Here is a 25,199-nt window from a genome sequence, read left to right as displayed (position 1 = left end):
TCCGCGGTGATCGTCATACGATCGAATAATGGAGACGAGCCTGCGGAGACTGCTCGGCGCGCTCGGCACCCCGCTGGCGGAGGCGCTGTCGACGCCGGATGGCCTCGACGTGCCGGTGTCCGGGCTGGCGATCGTCGATCCCGACGACGAGCCCGACGACTACGCGGGCCGGTTCGTGCTGGTCATCGGCGCGCGCGGGCGAGAGGCGGTGCACGCTGTGCGCGGGGTCGACCGGCGCGGCGCGGTCGCGGTGGCGGTGAAGATCGGTGCCTCCGATCCCGATCTGCTGCGCGACGCGACCCGGCGGGCCGCTGTGGTCGCCGTGCGCGACGACGCCCGCTGGGACCACGTCGAGCAGCTGCTGCGCGAGGTGCTGGAGACCGACGCGGGCCCCGACGAGCTGTTCAGCCTCGCCCAGACCACCGCACTGCTGACGGGTGGGTTGGTCAGCATCGAGGACACCGGCAGCCGGGTCCTCGCCTACTCCCGCTACGACAGCGCGTCGGCCGACGAGCTGCGCCGGCTCTCCGTGCTCGGCTGGCAGGGCCCGGCCGACTACCTGGGGCTGCTGCGCGAGTGGGGCGTGTTCGATCGGGTGCGGGCCGGTGAGGGCGTGGTCCGCATCGACGAGCACCCGGAGCTGGGCATCCGGCGCCGGCTCGCTGCCGGTATCCACGCCGGCGCGCGCTGGCTGGGCACGATCTGGGTGCAGGAGGGCTCCACCGGGTTCACCCCCCGCGCGGAGGAGGCGCTGCTCGGGGCCACCCGCGTGGCGGCGCAGCACCTGGTCCGCCGCCGCACCCGCCGCTCCCCCGGCACCGACCTGGTCGCCGGGCTGCTCGCCGGCCGGGTCGCCCCGGAGCTGGTCGCCGGCGTCTACGGGATCGACCCGGAAGCCCCGGTGGTGGTGGCCGCGTTCACCGCGCCCGGCGCGGACGCCGTGGGCGTGGCCGAGCTGGCCGACGTCGTCGCCGTGCACGCGGCCACCTACCGCCGCACCGCACCCACCGCCGTGGACGGCGACCGGGTCTACGCCGTGCTGCCCGGGGTGCCGGCCGACGGCATCGAGCCGGGGCTGCGGGCGATGTGCGCCGAGGTGGTGGCGCTGGCCGGCCGGCGCACCGGCAGCCCGGTCCGGTCGGGGATCGGCGCGCCCGCACCCCGGCTGGGCGGCGCAGCGGTGTCCCGGGCCGAGGCCGACCGGGTGCTCGCCACGATGCCGGCCGACGCCGACGTGGCCACCCTGCCCGACCTGCGCGCGGAGATCCTGCTCGACGAGACCCTGGACCTGCTCGCGGCGGCGCCGGAAGTGCGCGACCCCGCCGTCGAGCGGCTGCTCGCGCACGACGCCGAGCACGGCTCCGATCTGGCCGGATCGGTGCTCACCTGGCTCGACGCGCACGGCGACGTGCGGATGGCGGCGGAGCGGCTGGTGGTGCACCCGAACACGCTGCGGCACCGGCTGCGGCGGGCGACCGCGGTGTCCGGGCTGGCGCTGGGTGATCCGCGGGCGCGGCTCATGGCGCACCTGCAGCTATTGTTGGCGTTCCGGACAACACAGCGGCACTGACGCTATCCGATCGAACAGCACAAGGATCGTGCTCGGTTCCTACCCTCCAGCCATGGACGCCATCACCGGTACCCCCGTGCCGCGCAACGAGACCGTGCTCAGCTACGCACCCGGCTCGCCGGAACGGGCCGAGCTGGAGGCGGCCCTCGCCGAGATCGGCGGCCAGCAGTACGAGCTCACCGTCACGATCGACGGCCGCCAGCACATGGCCGCCGGCCGGCGCATCGACGTCGTCGCCCCGCACGACCACGAGCACGTCCTCGGCGTGACCGCGAACGCCTCGCACGAGGACGCGAAGGCCGCGGTCGAAGCCGCGCTGCGGGCCGCCCCGGCGTGGCGTGACCTGCCGTTCGACGAGCGCGCGGCCGTGCTGTTGCGCGCCGCCGACCTGCTCACCGGACCGTGGCGGGCGCGGATGAACGCCGCGACGATGCTCGGCCAGTCGAAGACCTGCTACCAGGCGGAGATCGACGCCGCGTGCGAACTGGCCGACTTCTGGCGGTTCAACGTCGCCTACGCCCGCCAGATCCACGAGAACCAGCCGAACAGCGCGCCGGGAGTGTGGAACCGGATGGACTACCGGCCGCTGGAGGGCTTCGTCTACGCGATCACCCCGTTCAACTTCACCGCGATCGCCGGCAACCTGCCGACCGCGCCCGCGCTGATGGGTAACACGGTGATCTGGAAGCCGTCCCCGACGCAGGGCCTGGCCGCGCACCTGACGATGCGGCTGCTGGAGGAGGCCGGGATGCCGCCCGGCGTGATCAACCTGCTCACCGGCGACGGCAAGGACGTCTCCGACGTGCTGCTCGCCGACCGGGCGCTCGCCGGCATCCACTTCACCGGATCGACCGCGACGTTCCAGCACCTGTGGAGCCGGGTCGGGGCGAACATCGCCAACTACGCCACCTACCCGCGCCTGGTCGGCGAGACCGGCGGCAAGGACTTCGTGTTCGCCCACCCGTCCGCCGACGTGGACGTGCTGCGCACCGCGCTGGTCCGCGGCGCGTTCGAGTACCAGGGCCAGAAGTGCTCGGCGGCCTCCCGCGCGTACATCCCGCGCTCGGTGTGGAGGCGGCTGCGCGACGATCTCGTGGCCGAGACCGAGTCGCTGGAGATGGGCGACGTCACCGACTTCTCGAACTTCCTCGGCGCGCTGATCGACCGCAAGGCCTACGACAAGGTGACGGCCGCGCTGCAGATGGCGCACGACGACCCGAGCCTGGAGGTCATCGCGGGAGGCACCGCCGACGACTCCGTGGGCTACTTCGTGCGGCCGACGATCGTGGTCGGCTCGGACCCGACGCACCAAGTGTTCTGCACCGAGTACTTCGGGCCGTACCTGGCGGTGTACATCTACGACGACTCCGACGTCGACACGGTGCTGACCCAGATCGACCGCGGCGCGGCGTACGGGCTGACCGGCTCGATCATCGCCCGTGACCGGGCGGCGATCGAGCAGGCGACGAGCGCGCTGCGGTTCGCGGCCGGCAATTTCTACGTCAACGACAAGCCGACCGGCGCCGTCGTCGGCCAGCAGCCGTTCGGTGGATCGCGCGCGTCGGGCACGAACGACAAGGCGGGCTCGATCTACAACCTGCTGCGCTGGGTCAGCCCGCGGGTGATCAAGGAGACGTTCGTGCCGCCGACGGTGTCGTCGTACCCGCACCAGGGCTGATCCTCTCCGGAGTCCGCTGCGGCGCCGGTCGCGCGAAGCCGATCGCCAGCCCCAGTGCGACCACTCCGGTCCCCAGCCACACCGCGGCCCCGGGCACCGGGGCACCGAGCAGCACTCCCCCGGCGGCCGCGGCGACGGGCACGATGCCGGTGAACAGGCCCGCCCGGCCGGCGCCGATCCGGTCGACCGCGGTGTACCAGAGCACGAACGCCAGCGCCGTGACCACGACGGCGAGGTGCAGCGCGGCGAGGAGATCGCCGCCGTCGAGCTGCGTGATCGCGGCCGGTCCCTCGACCGCGAGCCCGAGCACGGTCAGCACGACGGTGGCGATCCACACGCTGTGCAGCGACACCGCCCACGGCCCCAGCCGGTCGAGCACCGGAACCGCGAGCAGGGTGAACCCGATCTCGCACAGCATCGTCACCGCGGCCCAGAGGATGCCCTCGGCATCGGTCCGCCCACCTCCCTCGACGAGCACCGCCCCGGCCGTGACGACCAGCGCGGCCAGCACGACGGTCGGTGCCGGGCGGCGCCGCGCGGCCAGCGGCCCGGCCACGGCCAGCGCGACCGGCACCGTCGCCACAGCCACCCCGATCACCGCGGGCTCGGCGTGCTCCACACCCCGCACGACCGCGACGTTGAACACCACCAGCCCGACCGCGGCCACGGCGGCGAGCCAGCACCACTCGGTCCCGCGCGGCCGGGGCAGCGGCCGGCGGCCGATGCGGGCGAGGACCAGCAGGAGCACGGCGGCGAGGGTGTAGCGCAGGGCCTGCACGGTGAACAGCGGCGCCCCGACCAGGACCTGGGACGCGGCCACGCTACTCCCGACGCAGACCATCCCGAGTGCGCCGCCGAGTGCGGCGAAGCGGGCAGAGGTGATCACGGGTCCAGCTTCGGATGAGTGTGGCCCGAGTAGCCAGGTCCGAATGCAGAAGGATCAACTGGTCCAAATGCTCCGGCCAGTCGTCCGGCGCGGATGCGCGAGTCGCCCCGTGCGGTGCGGCGAGTTCTCCCGAGCGGACCAGCGAGTTCTCCGGTGCAGGCCCGCGAGTCGCCCACGCGCGGGGGCGGCCCGGCCTCGCGCGGCAGCTTCCGTTCGTTCAAGACTCCACGGCACAGGCCCGCCGACAGTGGGCCGCATGGAGTTGCGAACCGATCACCGTGATGCCGTCGACCTGCTGACCGAGCCGCTGCACCTGGGCCTCGGCTCGCGGGCTCGGCCCGTGGACGGGTTCTCCTTCGATCCCGCCACGCTGCAGGCCTACGCCGAGGCGACGGCCGAGGACGGGGCCGAGGGGCGGCTCGTCGTACTGATCGACGAGGACGGCCCCGGCGCGCACTGGGAGTGCCACCCCGCCGGCGACGAGGTGCTCGTGTGCGTGTCCGGGCGCGTCGCCGTGCACCAGGCGGAGTCGCCCGGCGCCCCGGCACGCACCGTCGTCCTGGAGGCGGGCCAGGCCGTGGTGAACCCGCCCGGGGTGTGGCACGCCGTCGACGCCGAGGGGCCCGCCCGGCTCCTGTCGATCACCCCCGGCCTGGGGACGGAGCACCGTGCTCGGTGACCGGGCGGGCATCCGGGGGCAGGACCTCCTCGCGCTGCCAGGCCGTCGGGGGCAGGCCGGTGACGGCTCGCCACTCCCGCACCAGGTGGGCTTGGTCGGCGTACCCCGCCAGCGCGGCGACCTCCGCCCACGGCCGCGGATCGTCCGCGGTGACCAGCTCGTAGGCGTGAGCGAAGCGCAGCACCCGGGCCAGGGTCTTCGGGCCTAGCCCGAGCTCCCGCCGGAAGCGGTCGCCGAGGTGCTGGCGGCTCCAGCCGAGCGCGGCGGCGAGGTCTGCGACGCGCACCTGGCCCCGGCGGGCGACCAGCCGGCGCCACGCCTCGGCGACCTCGGCGGGAACCGCCCGGGCGGCGGTCCGGTCGTGCCGACGGACGAGTGCGGCGAGGCCGGCCTCCAGTGCCGCGATTCGGGCGGGCCAGGTGGTCGCGCTGCGGACCCGGTCGACGAGCTCGGCGGCCACCGGCCCGACCACCGCGTCGAGGTCGAGCATGCGGTCGGCCAGCTCGCCGGCCGGCACACCGAGCACGGCCCGGGCTCCGAGCGGGGTGAGCGCCACCCGGACACCGTGCTGGCAACCGTCGTGGCGGATCGCCGCCGCGGTCGAGCGCAGCCCGCCGACGAGCGCATCGTGCCGGGTCGCCGCCTCGCCGCTGCGCACCACCTCGATCGGCTCGGACAGGTTGACGAGGAGCGTCAGGGTCCGGCCGGGTGGACCGAGGTGCACGCCCGGTGGAAAGCCCGACAGCTCGAATCCGACGTAGCCGCTCGCGTAGGGCCGTAGCCCCGGGCTGGGCGCGAACACGAGCTGGGACGCGCGCGGGCCCGAACCACCGCGGTGCGGGTCGGTCCCCATGCGCCCAGGGTAAGCGCCGCACCGCCGCCGTCCAGCGTCTTCCCCGTGCCGATCCCCTTCGGAACGAAACCCCCTGCCGATCCGCGTTTCCTGCGTGGGTGACAGCATCACCCGGGGACAGCTGAGCACCGATCACCTAGCCCTGCTGGCCGTCCGCCGCCCACCCGGCGCGCTCGCGCTGCGCCGCTTCGCGGCGAACGGCGGCGTGGCCTACAGCCTCGCCCAGCGCCTCGACGAGGTCGTGGCGACGCCGGCGGACGTCATCGCGGTGCTCATCGGGAGCAACGACGCCCGGGCGCGCCTGCCCGGGTACCCGGTCGAGAAGTCGGTGTCCCGCAAGAAGGTGTCCCGCAAGCAGCTGCCCGAGCGCACCACGGCCGCGTGGTACCGGGCGCAGCCGCAGGCCGTCGTGTCCTGGTTGAAGCGGAAGGTGCTCCGAACGCAACGAACGGCCCTTTCGTCCACTCGGAGTGGACGAAAGGGCCGTTCGTTGCCTCCCGGCGGGCCTGGGGGTTCCGCGGAACCCGGCACCTCACCCCTCCTCCGCGAGCACGTCGCGCAGCGCCCCCAGCGCCCGCCGGAGATCCGCCCGGTCCGGGCCCGCGTACCCGACGACGATGCCGTGCCCCGCCGCCCGCCCCGGTGCGTGGTACGGGGACAGCGCCGCGGCGGACACGTCCCGGGCCGCGAGCGCGGACACGACGACGGCCTCGCGGGCGGCGTCCGCGAGGGGGACGACGACGTGCCCGCCGGCGGCGTCACCGCGGACGGGGTTCCCGGTGGTGCGGATCGCGGCCACGGTCTCGGCCCGGCGTTCGCCGAGGATCCGCCGCAGCCGCCGCAGGTGCCGGGCCAGGTCGCCGTGGGCGGCGAAGGCCGCGAACACCCGCTGGCCCGCCTCCGCCGGCCGTGCTCCGGCGCCCCGCGCGGCGAGCAGAGCGGCGCGGATCTCGGGCGGGGCGACGATCCAGCCGACGCCGAGGGTGGGGGTGAGGACCTTGCTGGTGGTCCCCAGGTGCGCGACGACGTCGGGGGCGAGCGCGGCCAGCAGCGGGAGCGGGGCGACGTCGTAGCGCAGCTCGCCGTCGTAGTCGTCCTCGATCACGAGGAACCCCTCCGCACGGGCCCGCTCCACGAGTGCCAGCCGCCGCGACGCCGAGAGCCGGGCGCCGAGCGGGTACTGGTGGGCCGGGGTGCAGTAGACGGCGTCGAGCTGGGCGGGCAGCGCGGCGACGTCGAGGCCCTCGTCGTCGACCGGCACCGGCAGCACGCTGGCCCCGGCTGCGCGCAGCGCGGCCGACACCCGCTTGTAGCCCGGGTCCTCGACGGCGACCCGGGCACCCCGCGGGAGGAGGGCGGCCAGCTCGGCGACGGCCGCGGTGGTCCCGGAGGTGGCCAGCACCTCGTCCGGTTCGACGACGAGGCCGCGGTGGCGCAGCAGCTGGTCGGCGACGGCGGCGCGGTAGGCGAGCAGGCCCGCCTCGTCGTGGGACAGAGCGGGCGGGACGTCGCCGGCCGCGCGCCAGGCCCGCCGCCACGCTGCCGGGTCGAGCGCCTCGCGGCACGGTGATCCCGGTTCCAGGCTGATCGCCGACGCCGGCCCCCGCTGAGCGGGTGGGTGCGCAGCCGCCCGGGCCGGGGCGGGCGTCCCGTGCGGCACTCCGACGACGAACGTGCCCGCGCCCCGGCGCCCCTCGATCCAGCCCTCGGCGAGCAGCTGCTCGTACGCGGCCGCGGTCACGGTCCGGCTCACCCCGAGCGTGGCCGCCAATGCCCGCGTCGACGGGAGCCGGTCGCCGCGGCGGAACGTCCCGGCCACCGCGGCGGCCCGCACCGCGTCGGCGAGCTGGACGGCGAGGGGGACGTCGCTGGCCCGGTCCAGCGGCAGCGGCGGCAGATCCACGGAGTGGCCTTCCTGATCGACGACGAAATGGCCCTGTCAGGATGCCACTGGACCCGCGACGCTGGAGGCATGTCCGCGCCGCTGTCCTCGACCCCGCGCACCACGCTCACCCGGCTCCGGGAACGGGCCCGCACGGACCGCGCCGATCTGCACGCTGTGCTCGACGCCGGGCTCGTGTGCCACCTCGGCTTCGTCCGCGACGGCGCGCCGGTCGTCCTGCCCACCGGGTACGGGCGGATCGGCGACACCCTCTACCTGCACGCCTCCACCGGCGCCGGGTACGTGCGCGGCATCGCCGGCGCGCCGGTCTGCGTCACCGTCACCCACCTCGACGGCATCGTCTACGCGCGCTCGGCCTTCCACCACTCGATGAACTACCGCTGCGCGGTCGTGCACGCGACCGCCCGCCTGGTCACCGACCCCGACGAACGGACGGCCGCCGTCCGGGCGATCGTCGAGCACCTCGCGCCCGGCTCGTGGGACCACTCCCGTCGGCCGACCAAGCGCGAGATGGCCGCCACCGCCGTGCTCGCCGTCGCACTCGACGAGGCCAGCGTGAAGGTGCGCGCCGCCGGTCCGAGTGACGACGAGGAGGACCTCGCCGCGCTCGACGTGTGGGCGGGCGTGCTTCCCGTCCGCACGGTCTTCGGCCCGCCCCAGCCCTGCCCGACCGTCCCGGCGGCGATGCCGGTACCGGCGCACGTGGCGGAGCGCGCGCCCGCCTGATGCCCGCGCCGCGACGCCCCCGCGCGCGGGCGGCCTCGGGCCCGCGGGCAGCGACTCGGCCACGGCCAGCAGGCGCGCTGGCCGGCGCCGCGCAGGGTCGCGCTGCACCCGGGTCGCCACCCCGAACCGCCGCGCCGCCCTCGTCCTGACCGGCGCGGTCGCTGCCGCACTGCACCGGCGACCGTGACCGCCGCGGGGCCACCCGATGGGCTGAACTACCCTCGGACCGCGTGACGACGACCGACCGCTACCCCGAAGCGCTCCGGCTCGATCTCGTCGACACCCTGCACGGCCACCGCGTCCCCGACCCGTACCGGTGGCTGGAGGACCCCGACGACCCGCGGACGAAGGCCTGGTCACAGGCCCAGGACGAGCTGACCGCACAGGTGCTGGGCGCGCTGCCCGGTCGCGCGCGGCTCACCGCGGCGCTGGAGCGCTACTCCGCCACGGGTGCGGTCTCGGCGCCGGTCTGGAAGGCCGGCCGCCGGTTCGTCACCCACCGCGAGCCCGACCAGGACCACGCCGTGCTGCAGGTCGTCGAACCCGACGGCACGCGGCGGACGCTGGTCGATCCGATGGCGATCGACCCGAGCGGGCGCACCACCCTCGACGGCGCCACGGTCGACCCGACCGGGCGCCTCCTGGCCTACCAGCTGTCGTTCGGCGGCGACGAGAACTCGGTGCTGCACGTCATGGACGTCGACACCGGCGAGGAGATCGAGGAACCGATCGACCGCTGCCGCTACTCCGACGTCGTGTGGCTGCCCGGCGAGGTCGGGCAGAGCGCGGAGTTCCTGTTCGTGCGGATGGTCCGCGAGGACGAGGCACCGCCCGGCCAGCAGGCGTTCCACCGGCGCATCTGGCGCCACCGGGTCGGCGCCCCGACCAGCCAGGACGTGCTCGTCGACGGGCCGGGCCTCTACATCGACCACACCTACTACGGCCTGCACCTCTCCCACGACGGACGCTGGCTGGTGGTCTCCGGCAGCGTCGGCACCGCCCGCCGCGACAGCGTGTGGATCGCCGAGCTCACCCCCGGCGAGCCGGTGCCGCCGCTCACCCCCGTGCTCACCCAGGCCGACGATGTGCGCGCCACGATGTGGGTCGAGCGCGACGGCCGCCTGTACGTCCGCACCACCGACGGCGCGCCGCGCTGGCGGCTCGCGGTCGCCGATCCCCGCACACCCGGCCGGGAGCACTGGCGAGAACTGGTCCCCGAGGACCCCGCCTCGAACCTCGACGCGGTCCGCTACCTCGAGCCGCCGCCCGGCTCGGACGCCGAGCCGCTGCTGGTGCTCGCCCGCAGCCGCCACGCCGTCGGCGAGCTGGCCCTGCACGGCCTGGACGGCAGCCCGCGCGGCACCGTCGCGCTGCCCGGCCCCGGCTCGCTGACCGCCCTCTCGGTGGCCGACGTGCGCACCCCGGAGCGGTTCGGGCAGCTGTGGTTCGGCTGGACCGACTTCGTCACGCCCACCCAGGTGCACCGCTTCGACGCCGCGACCGGCGAGGTGACGCTGGAGGCCACCGCGCCCGGCGCGGTCGCCGTGCCCGCGGTGCGCAGTGAGCAGCGCACGTTCACCAGCCGCGACGGCACCACCGTGCGCATGTTCGTGCTCAGCCCCGACCGGCCCGGGCCGGTGCCGGCGCTGATGACCGGGTACGGCGGCTTCGCGATCTCCCGCGAGCCCGCGTACACACCATCCGCGCTGGCCTGGGTCGAGGCAGGCGGTGCGTACGTCGTGGTGTCGCTGCGCGGTGGCAGCGAGGAGGGCGAGGCCTGGCACCTCGCCGGCAACCGCGCCAACAAGCAGAACGTCTTCGACGACTTCCACGCCGCCGCCGAGGCCCTCATCGCCTCCGGTACGACCACGGCCGAGCAGCTGGCGATCCTCGGCGGCTCCAACGGCGGGCTGCTCGTCGGCGCCGCGCTGACCCAGCGACCGGAGCTGTACCGCGCCGTCGTCTGTTCGGCGCCGCTGCTGGACATGGTGCGCTACGAGCAGTTCTCCCTCGGCCCCACGTGGAACGACGAGTACGGCACCGCCGCTGATCCCGTCGAGTTCGAGTGGCTGCTGAGCTACTCGCCCTACCACCACGTGCGGGAGGGCACGCGCTACCCGGCGGTGCTGTTCACCGTGTTCGACTCCGACACCCGCGTGGACCCGTGCCACGCCCGCAAGATGTGCGCGGTGCTGCAGCACGCCACCGCCGGGGACTTCGCGACCCGCCCGGTGCTGCTGCGCCGCGAGACCGACGTCGGCCACGGCGCGCGCTCGGTGAGCCGCACCGTCGCCCTGTCGGTCGACCAGCTCGCCTTCCTCGCCGCCCACACGGGACTGGAGCTCTAGATGGCCCCGGCCGACGACCTCGCCGACGGCGACTCGCTGCTGCCGTTCCAGCCGCCCTGCGCCAGCGACCCCGGCTCGTGGTGCGAGGTGATCTACCGGTTGACCAACTCGGACATGCTCGCGCGGTCCGCCGACACGATCATCACCAAGACGGCGCACATCGCGCTGACGATCGTCATCGCGCTGCTGATGCGCTACCTGCTGCACCGGATGATCAACCGCATCGTCGCCGGTGCCACCAGCTCGAAGGTCACCCGCCTCGCCTCGCGGCTGCCCCGCAACCAGTCGACCCCGGCCGACAGCCCGCGCAGCGTGCAGCGGGCCCGCACGATCGGATCGGTGCTGCGGTCCATCGCCTCGGCGGTGGTGCTGATCGTCGCGTCGATCATGGTCCTCGCCGAGTTCGGGGTGAACCTGGGCCCGATCCTCGCCTCCGCCGGCATCGTCGGCGTCGCGGTCGGGTTCGGCGCGCAGAACCTCGTGCGCGACTTCCTGTCCGGCGTGTTCATGCTGCTCGAGGACCAGTACGGAGTGGGCGACATCGTCGATCTCGGCGAGGCCAGCGGGGTCGTCGAGTCCGTCGGGCTGCGGGTCACGACCGTGCGCGACGTCAGCGGCACCGTCTGGTACGTCCGCAACGGCGAGATCCTGCGGGTCGGCAACAAGAGCCAGGGCTACGCGGTCGCCGTCGTCGACATCCCGGTGGCGCACAGCGCCGATGTCGCCGAGGCCACCGAGTTGGCCGGCCGCGTGGCCACCGAACGGATCGCGGAGAAGGACCTCGCCGAGAAGGTGCTGGGCGAGGTCCAGGTGCTGGGCGTGGAGCGCATCGCCACCGAGGCGGTGCACCTGCGGCTCACCGTCAAAGTGGCCCCCGGCCAGCAGTTCGCGGTGCAGCGGGCGCTCAACGCCGCCATCACCGACGCGTTCGACGACGCCGGGGTGCCCCGCCCCGCCGTGTTCCCGAACAGCCAGACCTCCGCACAGGGTTAGGCCCTGCACGGGAACCGGCACCGGCCCGTCCGGGTGCGGAACAATGAAGCGGTGAGCGAACCGCAGAACTTCTACGACGAGGTGGGCGGCGCACCGACCTTCGAGAAGATCGTCTCGCGCTTCTACGAGGAAGTCGCGAAGGACGACGTGCTCCGACCCATGTACCCGGAGGAGGATCTGGGCCCCGCTGAGGCCCGGCTGCGGATGTTCCTCGAGCAGTACTGGGGCGGCCCCCGCACCTACTCCGAGCTGCGCGGGCACCCCCGGCTGCGGATGCGGCACATGCCGTTCAAGATCGGTCCGGTGGAGCGCGACGCCTGGCTGCGCTGCATGCGCATCGCCGTCGACGAGGCCGGACTGGACGATGCGCACCGCGACCAGCTGTGGCAGTACCTCCAGTACGCCGCCATGAGCATGATGAACTCCGACTTCTGAGCTACTTCCGCGCTACTGGCACGCCGTCGGCGCCGGTGGTTTGGCAGGATCGGCACTCGTGCAGCTCCCGGCGCAGTGGTGGCGCGACGCCGTGATCTACCAGGTCTACGCCCGCAGCTTCGCCGACGCCGACGGCGACGGGGTGGGTGACCTGGACGGGATCGCGTCCCGGCTCGGCTACATCGAGCTGCTCGGCGCCGACGCCGTGCTGCTGACCCCGATCTACGCCTCCCCGATGGCCGACCACGGCTACGACGTCGCCGATCCCCGGGACGTCGATCCGGTCTTCGGCGACCTGGACGGATTCGACGCGCTGGTCGACCGGGTGCACGAGCACGGGATGAAGCTGCTGCTCGACCTGGTGCCCAACCACACGTCCGTGCAGCACGAGTGGTTCCGGGCGGCGCTGACCGCGGCGCCGGGCAGCCCGGAGCGGTCCCGCTACCACTTCCGCCCCGGCCGCGGCCTGGACGGCGCCACCCCGCCCAACGGCTGGACCAGCACGTTCGGCGGCCCCGCCTGGACCCGCGTCACCGAGACCGACGGCCGGCCCGGCGAGTGGTACCTGCACCTGTTCGCCCCCGAGCAGCCCGATCTCAACTGGACCAACCCCGAGGTGTGGGCCGACCTGGAGAAGACCATGCGGTTCTGGCTCGACCGCGGGGTCGACGGGTTCCGCGTCGAAGCCGCCCACTGCCTGGCCAAGCCGGCGTCGCTCACCGATGCCGCGTCGGCCCGGGTGCGCCCGTTCGATCAGGACGGAGTGCACGAGATCCACCGCATGATCCGCTCGGTCATCGACCACTACCCCGGCCGGGTCGTCATCGGCGACATCGGGCTGCCCGCCGACCAGCGGTTCGCCGCGTACCTGCGCGAGGACGAGCTGCACCTGGGCTTCTCCCGGGAGCTGGCGGTCACCCCGTTCGACGCCGACGCCATCCGCGAGACCATCGAGAGCGCGCTGGCCGCGGCGACGTCGGTGGGCGCGTCGGCGACGTGGGCGCTGGGTCACCACGACGTGAGCCGGGCGGTCTCCCGCTACGGCGGCGGCGAGATCGGCCGCGCGCGGGCGTTGGCGATGGCCATGGTGACGATGGCGTTGCCCGGTGCCGTGTTCGTCTACTACGGCGAGGAGCTGGGCCTGATCGACGTCGACCTGCCCGACGAGGTCCTGCAGGATCCGCTGTGGGAGCGGTCCGGGCGCCGCGAGCGCGGGCGCGACGGCTACCGGGTGCCGCTGCCGTGGGAGGGTGGGCCGCCCGGCTACGGGTTCACCTCGGGTGCGCCGTGGTTGCCGATGCCGGCGGAGTACGGCGAGCTGCTGGTCGCCGACCAGCTGGAGGATACCGCGTCGATGCTGTCGGCCTATCGAGCCGCGATCGAGCTGCGCCGCACCCATCCCGGGTTCGTCGGCGACGCCGTGGAGTGGTTCGGCGCGCCGCCCGGCTGCCTCGCGTTCCGCCGCTCCGGTTCCACGCTGGTGTGCGCGCTGAACGCCTCCACCGCGCCGGTGCCGCTGCCCCCGGGAGAGGTGCTGCTGTCCAGCTCCCCGCTGGAGACCGACGAGCTGCCCCCGGACACCGCGGCCTGGCTGGTCTGAGCCGTGCCCAGCACCGTGATCAGAACAGCAGCGTGATCAGAACAGCAGCGTGATCAGAACAGCAGCGGCAGCGACGTGACGCGGCGGCGGGCCACCGCTCCGTAGCGGGCATCCAGCCGCAGCCACGAACCGGTCGCCGACACCCGCACCGGGTCCGGCTCGCCCCCGGTGAACCCCATCCCGGACAGCGCGAACAGGCAGCGCAGCGGCACCTTCACCGTCGTGTCCCCGCCGGTCACGGTGAGCACGACCTGGTCCAGCAGCGACGTCGGCAGGCCGTGCGGGCCGGCGTGCTCGCGCGCCACTTCGAGCCCGCGCTCGGTGAGCCGCTCGATCTCCGCGGCGGGCACCTCGTCGACCAGCGTCCAGCCGCTCTCCGGCGGCAGCTCAGCGGGCCAGAGGGTGCCGGGCCCGGGATCGACGACCTCCGAGCGCACCACCGTCAGCGCGGTGAGCAGCGCCGACGCCGGCGCGGTGACGTCGGGCGGCTCCAGGGTGCCCGCCACCGTGCGGGTGGCGAGCACGTCGAACGGCGTGGTCGCCCACGCGGTCACGTGTCCGTCGACGGCGCGCAGCCGCACCGTCGCCGTCGCGTCCAGCCGGACCACCCGGGCCACGAACGCACCGAGATCGGTGCGGTCGGCGGTCTCGGCCAGGGCCAGCGCCGTCACGAGGCGTCCTCCACGAACCCGCTGAGGTACTCCCGCTCCGCCTCCGACAGCCGCCGCGGCCGCTGCGCATCCATGTCGTAGAGCGCCATCCGCGTCCACGCCCGGATCGCCACCGGGTCCTCGGCCTCCGGCCCGTCGTGCAGGTCGTAGAGGATGCGGAACGACGCCGCCCGCACCTCGTCGATGCCCATGCCGACCCGCAGCGACCGGCCGGCGCGGTAGGTCACCTGCCGCTTGTACTCCACGTTCAACCCGGCGACCAGCAGTCCGCCGCGGAACGACACGCCCGCGTTCTCCGCGCGCGCCGACCAGAGGAACGCGATGCGCGCCTCCTCCAGGATCGTCACCGCGCGGGCGTTGTTGAGGTGGCCGTAGTCGTCGAGATCGCTCCACCGCATCGGGACGAGCGTGGTGAACCGCTTACCGCTCATCGGGCGAGCCCCCGCAGCTGCCGCGACACCACCGACAGGGTGGCCAGGTCCAGCTGACCCGCCTTCCCGATCTCGTGCAGCGCGGCCCGGGCGCGCACGAGCCGCGAGGCGTTCGCCCGCTCCCACGCCGCGATCGTGTCGTCGATCGGGGTACCGGGGGCGGACTCGCGCATCGCGTCGAGCGTGATCGACCGCAGCGAGCCGTACAGGTCGTCGCGCAGCGCCAGCCGGGCGAGCGCGTGCCAGCGGTCGCCCCGCTCCAACGCGCTCACCGAGGTGAGGGCGAGGTCGATGCCCAGGTGGTTCGACATCGCGTAGTACAGCGCGGTGACCTCCTCCGGGTCGCGCGGCTCCCGGTCCTGCTCGGCCAGCTCCACCAGTTCCACGATGTCGAGCAAACCGTACGAGTGCATGAGCGTCGCGCAGCGGGTGGCCAGCTCGGCGTCCAGTCCGGCACCGGTCAGCTCCGTGGCCGACTCCTCGACGGACTCGCGCTCCTTGCCGCGCAGCAGGTCCGGGATGAGCCCGCGCAGCTCGCGGACGGGCTCGCGGAACCGCGCTATCGCCGATCCCACGGCCAGCGGCTGCGGCCGGTTGGTGAGGAACCAGCGCGAGGCCCGGTCGAGCAGCCGCCGCGACTCGAGGATCGCCCGGTCCGACACGGCGGTCGGGATGCGCGGCGCCCGCAGCTGCTCCCACAGCTGCGGCAGCTCGAACACCGCGGTCGTGACCGCGTAGGCGCGGACCGCGTCCGTCGGAGACGCCGCCAGCTCCTCCCCCAGCCGGAACGCGTACGTGATGCCTGCACCGTCGACCATCTCGTTGACCAGCAGCGTCGCGATGATCTCGCGGCGCAGCGGGTGCGCGGCGATCGCGTCCGGGAACCGTTCACGGATCAGGCGCGGGAAGTACTCGGGTAGGCGCGCGGCGAACGCGGGGGTGTCCGGCAGGTCGGAGTCGAGCACGGCCGCGGTCAGGTCGAGCTTGGTGTGCGCGAGCAGGGTGGCCAGCTCCGGACTGGTCAGGCCCTGTCCGGCCGCCTCCAGCTCGGCGAAGCCCGCCTCATCGGGCAGCACCTCCAGTTCGCGCACCAGGCCGCGGCGGGCCTCCAGGTCGGCGGTGAGCCGCCGGTGCACGTTGAGCATCGCGGGAGCGTGCGCCCGGGCGATGCCGAGCACGTCGTTCTGGCTGACGTTGTCGGCGAGCACCAGCTGCGCGACCTCGTCGGTCATCTCCGCGAGCACCGCGTTGCGCTCGTCGCGGGTGAGCCGGCCGGCGGCGACCAGGCCGTCCAGCAGGATCTTGATGTTGACCTCGTGGTCGGAGCAGTCCACCCCGGCCGAGTTGTCGATCGCGTCGGTGTTGATCTTGCCGCCGTTGCGGGCGAACTCGATGCGGCCGCGCTGGGTGAGACCCAGGTTGCCACCTTCGCCGACGACCTTCACCCGCAGCTCGCTGCCGTTGGCGCGCACCCCGTCGTTGGCCTTGTCACCCGCGGCCTCGTGCGGCTCGTCGGTGGCTTTCACGTAGGTGCCGATGCCGCCGTTCCACAGCAGGTCGGCGGGCGCGCGCAGGATCGCGGCGATCAGCTCGGGCGGGCTGAGCTGCTCGACCCGGTCGGCGATGCCGAGCGCCCGGCGCATCTGCGGGCTCACCGGCACCGCCTTCGCGGTGCGCGGCCACACCCCGCCACCGGGGCTGATCAACGAGCGGTCGTAGTCGTCCCACGACGAGTGCGGCAGCTCGAACAGCCGCTCGCGCTCCTCGTAGGAGGTCGCCGGATCCGGGTCCGGGTCGACGAACACGTGCCGGTGGTCGAACGCCGCGATCAGCTTGATGTGCCGCGAGAGCAGCATCCCGTTGCCGAACACGTCACCGGACATGTCGCCGATGCCGACCACGGTGAAGTCCTGCGACTGGGTGTCCACGCCCAGCTCGCGGAAGTGCCGCTTGACGCTCTCCCACGCCCCGCGCGCGGTGATGCCCATGGCCTTGTGGTCGTAGCCGACCGAGCCACCGGAGGCGAACGCGTCGCCGAGCCAGAACCCGTAGGAGGCGGCCACCTCGTTGGCGATGTCGGAGAACGTCGCCGTGCCCTTGTCGGCCGCCACCACCAGGTAGGTGTCGTCGCCGTCGTGGCGCACCACGTCCGGCGGCGGCACCGCCTCGCCGTCGACCAGGTTGTCGGTGACGTCGAGCAGCCCGGAGATGAACGTCCGGTAGCAAGCCTCCACCTCGGCCCGGCCGCGCTCGGTGTGCCGCACGACGAATCCGCCCTTGGCACCGACCGGCACGATCACGGCGTTCTTCACGGCCTGCGCCTTCACCAGGCCGAGGATCTCGGTCCGGAAGTCCTGCGGCCGGTCCGACCAGCGCAGCCCACCGCGGGCGACCTTGCCGAACCGCAGGTGCACGCCCTCGACGCGCGGCGAGTACACGAAGATCTCGTACTTCGGCCGCGGTGCCGGCATGTCCGGGACCTGAGCGGGATCGAGCTTGAACGACAGGAACGGGCGGCGCCGGTAGTAGTTGGTGCGCAGCGTCGCGGCGATCATGCCGAGGAAGCCGCGCAGGATCCGGTCCGCGTCCAGGCCGTGCACCGCGTCGATCAGGTCGCGCACCCGGGCCAGGGCCTGTTCGATCGCGGCGTCGCGATCACCGGTGAGGCCGGGGTCGAACCGGGCCCGGAACAGCTCCACGAGGGAGCGCGCCACGGTCGGGTGCGCGAGCAGCGTGGTCGCCATGTACTGGTGGCCGTACGGGCTGCCGAGCTGGCGGGCGTAGCGGGCGTACGCGCGCAGCATCGACACCTCGCGCCAGTCCAGCCCGGCGCGCAGCACCAGCGCGGAGAACCCGTCGGACTCCGCCTCCCCGGTCCACGCCGCCCGGAACGACGCGCAGAACCCGCTCGCGATCTCGGCGTCGCTGCGGTCGGCGACCGCCTCGCGGGTGGCGTCGTCCAGTCGCAGGCCGAAGTCGTAGATGTGCACGCGCAGCCCGTCGGTGCGGGTCAGCTCGGCCGGGCGCTCGTCGAGCACCTCGGTGCCCAGCTGCTGCAGCACCGGCAGCACCGCGGTCAGCGTCGCCGGCTCGCCGGCGAGGTAGAAGGTGAACCGCCAGTCCGCACCCGCCGTGCCGCGGTAGAGCCGCACACCGATGTCGCCGGGACCGGAGAGCCCGGCGACCTGCTTGAGGTCCTCCACGGCCCGCTCGGGCGGCGCGACGGCCTTGTACGAGTCGGGGATGCCGGGCAGGGCCGCAGTGATCGCCGCGGTGTCGCCACCCTCGTCCGCGACCGCGGCGAGGAGGCGGTCCTCCCAGGTGCGCACCGCCTCGCCCAGCTCGTCCTGCAGCGCGGACAGGTCGAGCTCATCGGGCCCGCCGGTGTCGGTGTCGGCAGCGATGGCGGTGCCGGCACCGGTGTCGGTGTGCACGGTGAAGTGCACCTGCGCCAGCCGCGACTCGCTCACCCGCGCGGTGTGGTCGACCGAAGTGCCGCCCAGCCTGCGCTGCAGCACCTCGGCCATGGCCAGGCGGGACGACGTCGTGTAGCGGTCGCGGGGCAGGTAGACCAGGCAGGAGATGAACCGGCGGAACGGGTCGCGGCGGCCGAACACCCGCACCGCGCTCCGCCCGATCACCGTCAGCACACCCGTCGCGGTGTCGCGCAGCCGCTCCTCGGACGCGCTGAACAACTCTTCGCGCGGCAGCTCCGAGAGCACGTCCAGCATCTGCTGGCCGGAGTAGGAGTCCAGCGGGAACCCGGCGCCGCGGATCGCCTCGCGGACCCGGTGCTCCACGACGGGGATGTCGAGCACGCTCTCGTACAGGGCGGGCACGGTCAGCAGGCCCGCGAACCGCTCCTCGCCGACCACGGCGCCCTGCGCGTCGCGCACCAGCACGGCGACCACGTACGGGTGCTGCGCCCGCAGCGGGCTGGGCGCGCTCGCCCGGGTGACCACGAGATCGTCCTGGTCACCGCCCGCGATCAGGCCCTCGCGCGGGGCGAACGCGGCCGCGAGCCGGTCGTCGCGCAGCACCCCGAGGCCCGCGTCGTGCGGAGCACCGTCGGGTGTGTAGCCGCGGTGGCCGAGGAACGTGAAGTGGCCGTCGACCAGCCACTGGAGGAACCGGGCGATCTCGCCCGGCGCGGTGGCGCCCGGCCGGCCGGACGCCGAGGTCAGCTCGTCCGCGACGGCCCGGGCCCGGTCGGTCATCGCGGGGGTGTCGCCCACGACCCGCCGGACGTGCCCGATCGCCTCCGCCAGCCGCCGCTGCAGGTCATCGGGACCGGTCGGCAGCTGGTCGAGATCCAGGTGGATCCACGACTCGACGACCGTCTCCGGCGGGGGCGTCGCCGGATCGGCGTCGCCGAGCACCTCGGCGAGCTTGCCGTCCGGAGTGCGGCGCACGACGACGATCGGGTGGATCAGCCGCCGCACCTCCGAGCCCGCCTTCGACACGGCGACCAGTACGGCGCCGACCAGGAACGGCATGTCGTCGGTGACGATCTCGGCGGTGGCGCCGACGCCCGCGGACTCGCTCCGCACGCGGACCAGCACCTCGCCCGGTGGCCGTTCCGCCGCCAATCGGAGGTGCTCCTCCGCCGCGGTGTCCAGGCGCGGGAGGCGCTCACCCGAACCGCCCCGCAGGTCCGGCGCGTGCCGCGCGTAGAGCGCGGTCACCGCCTCCAGCTCAGGATCGTTCGCGAGTTCCGCTTTCCCGCCTGCCACGTCAGTCAGCTCCGAGTGATTGAACGACGGCCACCGTCCGGGTGACCTCGGCAGGCTCCACCCTAATGAGGAGCGGCACCGTCCCCGGGCGCGGTCGAGCCGTCCAGCGGCAGGTCCCGGGACCGCGCGGCGGCGCTCGGGGACCCGCCCGAACGACGGTCCCGGTGGTGTGCGATCGACCCCCGCACGGGCAGGGTCGCCGCCGGTCGAAACGAGTCAGGGATCGAGTCAGATGGAGCGGTATGCGGCCAGTGCGCCGGCGAGGAGATCGGCCAGGCCGAGGCCCTCGGCGTCGGCCGGGATGAAGGGCGCGGCCTTCTCGCCCGCGTCCGATGTGGTGGAATTCACGCCGTTGTTCTCGGCCGCAACAGTTGCGCTGTCAATCTCCGTCTGCTCTCCATCCCCCGAGTCGGCCTGCTCGTCCAGCTGCGCGGCGGGCTCCCTGTCGCTGCCGGGCTTGTCGCCCTTGCGGCGCGGCGCAGCGCGGTGCCGAGCCCCGGGCAGGAGCTTGCCGGCGTCGATGCGGTGCAGCAGCTGCGCCCCGAACGGACCGTCGACATCGTGGACGGTGGCGCGCAGCTGAACGCCGGGGATGTCCTCGCTGGCAGCGAAGTCGGCGAGCAGCGCAGGCAGGGTGCGGTACATCCAGCGGGTCGCCTTCGTCGCCTCCCACCCGGGCAGGACCAGCGCCAGCACGTAAGGCTCGTCGAACCGCATCCGCGAGCCGTCCGGGACGTGCTCGGAGAGGACCTCCGCGAACTCCCGGATCACCGACGCCGCCCGCAGCCCTGCGAACCGCCGCCCGTCCCGGGCGAGGTCGATCACGACGGCGCAGCCCAGCGCCGAGCTCGACACGTCCTCCGCGCGCTGCGCGGCCCGGCGACCGAGCTCGTCGGGGGTCGCCGGCGGCAGCTCCGCGGACGCGTCGGCCCGTCGGTGACGGCGGGCACGCGGGGAGGGGAAGTCGGACGCGGCGCCGGTGCCGGCCCTGACACCGGCCTCGCTGCGGCTGTGGATCGGGTTCTGCGTCGAGTTCTGCGTCGAGGTCGAGGCGGCGCCGGAGGTCCTGTCGTCCGGCACGGGCAGGTGCTGCGGCGCGGCGGTGACCCGGCGGGCGAGATCGGCCAGCATGTCCTTCGTCACCGGGGTCTGCGCAGCACGGGCCAGCAGCGCGAGCGCATCGGTCTCGCCCTGCCCGGGCTCCGCCGTCGCGTGCCGACCCCGCCGATGCGGCGCCGGTTCCTCGTCGAGTAGCTCCGCAGCGCGGCGACGCCGCGGCCGGGGGTCCTCCGCGCGGTGACGGCGCCGGGGCTCGTCCGTGGCCGCAGGCACCTCCGGCTCGGCCGACTGGTCGGGCCGGGTCGGCTGGTCGGGCCGCGGCTGGTCGGGCCGCAGCTGGTCGGTCGGGACCGGCGGCTCGGCCTCGGGCTCCGGGGCGAGGTCGCGCGGCTCCAGGTCGCCGGGATCCTTGCGGCGGACGAGCGGGCCCCACACCCGGTCGAGCTCGTCCAGCGCCGTCCGCATCCACGTCTCGACGTCCTCGCTGCCGGAGCTCGTGCTCTCGCCCGCCGGCGAGGAGCTCGGCGGCACGATCCAGTCGGGAGCGAGCGGATCGATCGGTTCGGCGCGCAGTGGTTCCGCCGGGGCCGCGGCCTGTTCGGGCGTGGTCGCACCAGCCCGCACCTGCGAGGGATCGGGCTTCGCGTGCCGCGCCCGGCGGGAGACGACGTGATCGTGCCCGTTGGTGCGCGAGACCCCGTTGCGCGCGACGCCGTTCTGCGCTGGTCGGTTCGCCGCCTTCCCGGCGCTGTGCCGACCGTCAGCCGCCCGCGGAGTGGTCTGCCGGTGCGTGCCCGGCCATGCACCGGCGCTGTGCCACGGCGAGGACGCCAGCCACGCGATGCCGTCGACCTCGGCTGCCTGCTCGTCGGGAATCATGTCGGGGATCTTCTCGGCGGTCGGCTCGGCGTTGTCCTCAGTGGATTCCTGGGGGGTCTCGATCGCTCGGTCCTCTGTGGATCGTTCCGCTGCGACGTCCGGAGCGACCGAGTGCCTGGGTGCCTCGACGGATCGCCGAGGCGGATCCGAGGTCGCCCACCCGGCCGCCTTCTCCCTGGCCAGCAACTCGTCGAGCGCGGCCACGAAGCGGCGTTCCTGTTCCTGGTCGCGGTGCTGGGCGTCCGCACCGGAGCGGAACTCGGCCCGCGCGGTGTCGCTGCGGCCGGATTTGTCGTGGATGGAGCCCAGCGCGGACCGGCACACCGCCTCCAGCTCCGGCGCATCGCTCTCGGCCGCCTCCTGCGCCGCCGCGGCGAGCGCCTCGAGCGTTCCGTCCATCCCCCGCACCCCGGCCAGCGCGCTCGCGACGGTGAGCTGCAGCAGGGCCCGCTGCCGTCGCGGCCCCTTCGTCGCTTCCAGGGCCGAGAGAGCGGCCGTGGCGCGTTCCCGGGCCCGTGGGGTGTCGTCGGCGTCGAGCAGCGCCGCGATCGACTCCGCCATCAGCGACAGGCGCAGGTCCTCGTCCGGGGCGGTGTCGCCGTCGAGCAGCCGCAGCCCTTCCTCGGCCAGCTCGACCGCGGTGCCCGGCGCCCCGTCGTGCCGCGCGATGGCCGCTCCGACGAGCAGCACCTCCGCCCGCGCCGCCCGCCCGGCCGGATCGTCGGCGCAGGCCTTCTGCGCCAGCCGCAGCGCCTCGGTGCTCTCGACCGGATCGGTGGCCGACCGGGCGATCGCGATCTGCGCAGCCGGCCGCAGCTTCGGGTCCGCGTCGTCCGCGAGCACCGGCGCGACCAGTACCCGCACCGCCTCCACCGCACCGGCCCCGGCGGCGAGCAGTGCCAGCTCGACCCGCAGCCGGTGCGCGGCGGGCGCGGCCAGCACGGCGGGGTCCCACCGCTCCCGCGCGGCGGTGAGGACCTCGACGGCCGTGCGGCGTGCATCACCGACCCGGCGGCGGGCGGCGAGGGCGAGCCCAGCCGCGGCCGACCAACTCTCCGGGTCGCTGGCGGCCGCCGCGGCCTCCAGCGCCTGCTCGGCGATGCTTGCGGCCAGGTCGGGGCGTGTGGGGAGCAGAGCCTCCGCGGCAACCAGCAGGTCGACACCCACGTGACGTACCCACCTTCCTGGCAGCAGGTGCCGCACGGCGCTCGGCCGTCGGGGGTGTGCAGCAGCCGAGCGGTCCGCCAGCACCGACCGAGCAGGGGCTTGCAGTCAGTCGCGAGTAAGCCTACGGTGCGTCACTCGGTGCGGACGCGCGGCCTCCACCCCCAGCCGCTTCACCTTGTTCTCCTCGTACGCCTCGAAGTTGCCCTCGAACCAGAACCACGCGGCCGGGTTCTCCTCCGTGCCCTCCCAGGCGAGGATGTGCGTCGCCACGCGGTCGAGGAACCACCGGTCGTGGGAGATCACGACGGCGCAGCCCGGGAACTGCTCCAGCGCGTTCTCCAGCGACCCGAGGGTCTCCACGTCGAGGTCGTTGGTGGGCTCGTCGAGGAGGATCAGGTTTCCGCCGATCTTCAGCGTGAGCGCGAGGTTGAGGCGGTTGCGCTCACCACCGGAGAGCACGCCGGCCGGCTTCTGCTGGTCCGGTCCCTTGAACCCGAACGCGGCCACGTAGGCGCGAGACGGCATCTCGACGTTGCCGACCTTGATGTGGTCCAGCCCGTCCGACACCACCTCCCACACGGTCTTGTTCGGGTCGATCCCGGCCCGGTTCTGGTCCACGTACGACAACCGCACGGTCTCGCCGATGCGGACCTTGCCCGAGTCCGGCTTCTCCAGGCCGACGATGGTCTTGAACAGCGTGGTCTTGCCGACGCCGTTCGGACCGATCACGCCCACGATGCCGTTGCGCGGGAGGGAGAACGACAGGTCCTTGATCAGCAGCCGCCCGTCGTAGCCCTTGTCGAGGTGCTCGACCTCGACTACCACGTCGCCCAGCCGCGGCCCCGGCGGGATCTGGATCTCCTCGAAGTCCAGCTTGCGGTACTTCTCCGCTTCCGCGGCCATCTCCTCGTAGCGCTGCAGGCGGGCGCGGCTCTTGGCCTGCCGGGCCTTCGCCCCGGAGCGGACCCACGCGAGCTCTTCGGCGAGGCGCTTGCGCAGCTTAGCGTCCTTGCGGCCCTGCACCTCGAGCCGCTCGGCCTTCTTCTCCAGGTAGGTCGAGTAGTTGCCCTCGTACCCGATAGCGCGACCGCGGTCCAGCTCGAGGATCCACTCGGCCACGTTGTCGAGGAAGTAGCGGTCGTGGGTGACCGCCAGGACGGTGCCCTTGTAGTTCTCCAGGTGCTTCTCCAACCACAGCACGCTCTCGGCGTCGAGGTGGTTGGTGGGCTCGTCCAGAAGCAGCAGGTCCGGCTTGCTCAGCAGCAGCTTGCACAGGGCGACCCGGCGACGCTCACCCCCGGACAGCTGGGTGACCGGCATGTCCGGCGGCGGGCATCGCAGCGCGTCCATCGCCTGCTCCAGCTGAGAATCGATCTCCCACGCGTCGTTGGCGTCGAGGATCTCCTGCAGCTGGCCCATCTCCTCCATGAGCTCGTCGGAGTAATCGGTGGCCAGCTGCTCGGCGATCTGGTTGTAGCGGTCGAGCTGCTGCTTGATCTCCCCGAGACCCTCCTCGACGTTCCCGAGGACGGTCTTCTCCTCGTTCAGGGGCGGCTCCTGCAACAGGATGCCCACGGTCGCCCCAGGAGCGAGCTGGGCGTCGCCGTTGTTCGGCTGCTCCAGCCCGGCCATGATCTTCAAGACGGTCGACTTGCCGGCCCCGTTGGGCCCGACCACGCCGATCTTCGCGCCAGGCAGGAAGTTCAACGAGACGTCGTCGAGGATGACCTTGTCGCCGTGCGCCTTACGCACACGCCGCATGCTGTAGATGAACTCTGCCACTCCACGATCCTAGTTGCGACGAGACCTACGAGCTCATCGGCACCTCGGCCACCTGGCCGCCGGCACCGGCTCCGACCAGCGCACGTGCCGACTCCGCCGACCCCGCCTGGCCCTTCTCCCCTGCACCGTCCGCGCGCTCGACCGGACTCGGGCGTCTGACGACGGTGCTGCACCGCCCGAGATCGGGCCCGATCTCCGTCGCCTCGACCTCGATGACGATGCCCTGCTTGCCCTCGGACTCGAACGCGCGCGTGCGCAGCTTGCCGCGCACCACGATCGGATCGCCCACGCCCAGCGAGGCGTGGACGTTCTCCGCCATCCCGCGCCAGCAGTACACAGTCATGAACGTCGTGTCCCCGTCCGCCCATTCCCCGGTCGTCCAGTCGCGCCGCCGCTCGGTGCAGGCCAGCCGGAACGACGCCTTCACACCGCCGCCCTCGAAGCGGCGCAGCGACACCGCGGTCGCGACCCGACCGACAGTGGTGATCACGGGCTCGTACATCGGTTCTCCTCCAGGCTCGCGCAGGATGTCCTGCTCGGTGTCCGGCGTTCCCGGACGCCTTCGAGCGTGCCCGCGCCCGACCGCCGGTCCAAGCCGGCGAACGATTCTGTGGACAACCATGAGGAGGTGGGGATGGATCCGGCCGCACCACCGGAAGCTGTCGGTGGCGTGTGCGAGGGTGGGCGGGGAACCGATTGCCCGAGCACACGAAAAAGGGGCCCTCGCATCAGCGAGGGCCCCTCTTAACAGCGGGTTTGATGTCGGCGGCGACCTACTCTCCCACACCCTAGCGAGTGCAGTACCA

General features: G+C 73.6%; 17 protein-coding genes. 8 read left to right on the top strand and 9 right to left on the bottom strand.

Annotated features, from left to right (window positions below):
• The first annotated feature begins 28 nt into the window (after nt 1-28).
• Both BUE41_RS18985 and pruA read left to right on the top strand, forming a co-directional pair.
• A complete protein-coding gene (locus tag BUE41_RS18985) occupies nt 29-1,570 on the top strand; it encodes a PucR family transcriptional regulator (RefSeq protein WP_073458494.1) in 1,542 nt (513 codons plus the stop codon).
• 52 nt (nt 1,571-1,622) lie between these two features.
• A complete protein-coding gene (gene pruA, locus BUE41_RS18980; RefSeq protein WP_073458493.1) occupies nt 1,623-3,248 on the top strand; it encodes an L-glutamate gamma-semialdehyde dehydrogenase in 1,626 nt (541 codons plus the stop codon).
• On the opposite strand, the gene BUE41_RS18975 is transcribed toward pruA, so the two are convergent.
• Entirely contained in the window at nt 3,196-4,134 is a 939-nt protein-coding gene (locus BUE41_RS18975; protein WP_200804012.1) for a DMT family transporter, read from the bottom strand. The genes pruA and BUE41_RS18975 overlap by 53 nt on opposite strands.
• Before the next feature lie 256 nt (nt 4,135-4,390).
• On the opposite strand from BUE41_RS18975, the gene BUE41_RS18970 reads away from it, so the two are divergent.
• Nucleotides 4,391-4,813: a cupin domain-containing protein gene (locus tag BUE41_RS18970; RefSeq protein WP_073458492.1), complete on the top strand. Its 423-nt coding sequence runs from the start codon at nt 4,391-4,393 to the stop codon at nt 4,811-4,813.
• On the opposite strand, the gene BUE41_RS18965 is transcribed toward BUE41_RS18970, so the two are convergent.
• Together BUE41_RS18965 and pdxR are read right to left on the bottom strand one after the other, a co-directional pair.
• Entirely contained in the window at nt 4,776-5,666 is an 891-nt protein-coding gene (locus BUE41_RS18965) for a helix-turn-helix domain-containing protein (protein ID WP_073458491.1), read from the bottom strand. The two genes, BUE41_RS18970 and BUE41_RS18965, sit on opposite strands and share 38 nt — an antisense overlap.
• A 532-nt stretch (nt 5,667-6,198) precedes the next feature.
• Nucleotides 6,199-7,569, bottom strand: coding sequence for a MocR-like pyridoxine biosynthesis transcription factor PdxR (gene pdxR / locus BUE41_RS18955; RefSeq protein ID WP_073458489.1), 1,371 nt, complete (start codon nt 7,567-7,569; stop codon nt 6,199-6,201).
• A gap of 69 nt (nt 7,570-7,638) precedes the next feature.
• Between pdxR and BUE41_RS18950 the strand changes: the two genes are divergently transcribed.
• The 5 genes from BUE41_RS18950 (at nt 7,639) to BUE41_RS18930 (ending at nt 13,671) form a co-directional block, all read left to right on the top strand.
• The gene (locus tag BUE41_RS18950; protein ID WP_073458488.1) at nt 7,639-8,295 is read left to right on the top strand and encodes a pyridoxamine 5'-phosphate oxidase family protein; all 657 of its coding nucleotides are present in this window, start codon (nt 7,639-7,641) and stop codon (nt 8,293-8,295) included.
• Nucleotides 8,296-8,525: 230 nt separating this feature from the next.
• Entirely contained in the window at nt 8,526-10,643 is a 2,118-nt protein-coding gene (locus BUE41_RS18945) for a prolyl oligopeptidase family serine peptidase (RefSeq protein ID WP_073458487.1), read from the top strand.
• Nucleotides 10,644-11,636 carry a mechanosensitive ion channel family protein gene (locus tag BUE41_RS18940; RefSeq protein ID WP_143172244.1) on the top strand — a complete coding sequence of 331 codons (993 nt, stop codon included), beginning with the start codon at nt 10,644-10,646 and terminating at the stop codon, nt 11,634-11,636.
• 51 nt (nt 11,637-11,687) lie between these two features.
• Nucleotides 11,688-12,071, top strand: a complete 384-nt coding sequence (locus BUE41_RS18935) for a globin (protein WP_073458486.1) — start codon at nt 11,688-11,690, stop codon at nt 12,069-12,071.
• 58 nt (nt 12,072-12,129) lie between these two features.
• Nucleotides 12,130-13,671 (top strand): alpha-amylase family glycosyl hydrolase, encoded by a 1,542-nt coding sequence (locus BUE41_RS18930; RefSeq protein WP_200804011.1) that lies wholly within the window; start codon nt 12,130-12,132, stop codon nt 13,669-13,671.
• A gap of 53 nt (nt 13,672-13,724) precedes the next feature.
• Here BUE41_RS18930 and BUE41_RS18925 read toward each other — a convergent pair whose 3' ends face one another.
• From BUE41_RS18925 to BUE41_RS18900, 6 genes are all read right to left on the bottom strand, one after another.
• Complete coding sequence (locus BUE41_RS18925) at nt 13,725-14,342, bottom strand: DUF8185 domain-containing protein (RefSeq protein WP_073458484.1); 618 nt, start codon at nt 14,340-14,342, stop codon at nt 13,725-13,727.
• A complete protein-coding gene (locus BUE41_RS18920; RefSeq protein ID WP_073458483.1) occupies nt 14,339-14,773 on the bottom strand; it encodes an acyl-CoA thioesterase in 435 nt (144 codons plus the stop codon). The genes BUE41_RS18925 and BUE41_RS18920 overlap by 4 nt, the downstream gene beginning before the upstream one ends.
• The gene (locus tag BUE41_RS18915; protein WP_143172243.1) at nt 14,770-19,506 is read right to left on the bottom strand and encodes an NAD-glutamate dehydrogenase; all 4,737 of its coding nucleotides are present in this window, start codon (nt 19,504-19,506) and stop codon (nt 14,770-14,772) included. The genes BUE41_RS18920 and BUE41_RS18915 overlap by 4 nt, the downstream gene beginning before the upstream one ends.
• Nucleotides 19,507-19,734: 228 nt before the next feature.
• Nucleotides 19,735-22,611, bottom strand: coding sequence for a hypothetical protein (locus BUE41_RS18910; RefSeq protein WP_073458482.1), 2,877 nt, complete (start codon nt 22,609-22,611; stop codon nt 19,735-19,737).
• Nucleotides 22,612-22,716: 105 nt separating this feature from the next.
• On the bottom strand, nt 22,717-24,393 hold the full coding sequence (gene ettA, locus BUE41_RS18905) for an energy-dependent translational throttle protein EttA (protein ID WP_073458481.1): 1,677 nt from the start codon (nt 24,391-24,393) through the stop codon (nt 22,717-22,719).
• Between the two features lie 25 nt (nt 24,394-24,418).
• Nucleotides 24,419-24,895, bottom strand: a complete 477-nt coding sequence (locus tag BUE41_RS18900; protein ID WP_073458480.1) for a single-stranded DNA-binding protein — start codon at nt 24,893-24,895, stop codon at nt 24,419-24,421.
• Nucleotides 24,896-25,199 lie beyond the last annotated feature (304 nt).

Origin of the sequence: Pseudonocardia thermophila (assembly GCF_900142365.1) — a bacterium.
Taxonomy (GTDB): Bacteria; Actinomycetota; Actinomycetes; order Mycobacteriales; family Pseudonocardiaceae; genus Pseudonocardia; species Pseudonocardia thermophila.
This window is presented reverse-complemented; position numbering and strand designations above follow the sequence as displayed.

Coding starts and splice junctions, on each gene's coding strand:
- BUE41_RS18985 (WP_073458494.1), top strand. CDS start 29: ATGGAGACGAGCCTGCGGAGACTGCTCGGCGCGCTCGGCACCCCGCTG.
- BUE41_RS18920 (WP_073458483.1), bottom strand. CDS start 14,773: ATGAGCGGTAAGCGGTTCACCACGCTCGTCCCGATGCGGTGGAGCGAT.
- pruA (WP_073458493.1), top strand. CDS start 1,623: ATGGACGCCATCACCGGTACCCCCGTGCCGCGCAACGAGACCGTGCTC.
- BUE41_RS18940 (WP_143172244.1), top strand. CDS start 10,644: ATGGCCCCGGCCGACGACCTCGCCGACGGCGACTCGCTGCTGCCGTTC.
- BUE41_RS18950 (WP_073458488.1), top strand. CDS start 7,639: ATGTCCGCGCCGCTGTCCTCGACCCCGCGCACCACGCTCACCCGGCTC.
- BUE41_RS18970 (WP_073458492.1), top strand. CDS start 4,391: ATGGAGTTGCGAACCGATCACCGTGATGCCGTCGACCTGCTGACCGAG.
- BUE41_RS18965 (WP_073458491.1), bottom strand. CDS start 5,666: ATGGGGACCGACCCGCACCGCGGTGGTTCGGGCCCGCGCGCGTCCCAG.
- BUE41_RS18900 (WP_073458480.1), bottom strand. CDS start 24,895: ATGTACGAGCCCGTGATCACCACTGTCGGTCGGGTCGCGACCGCGGTG.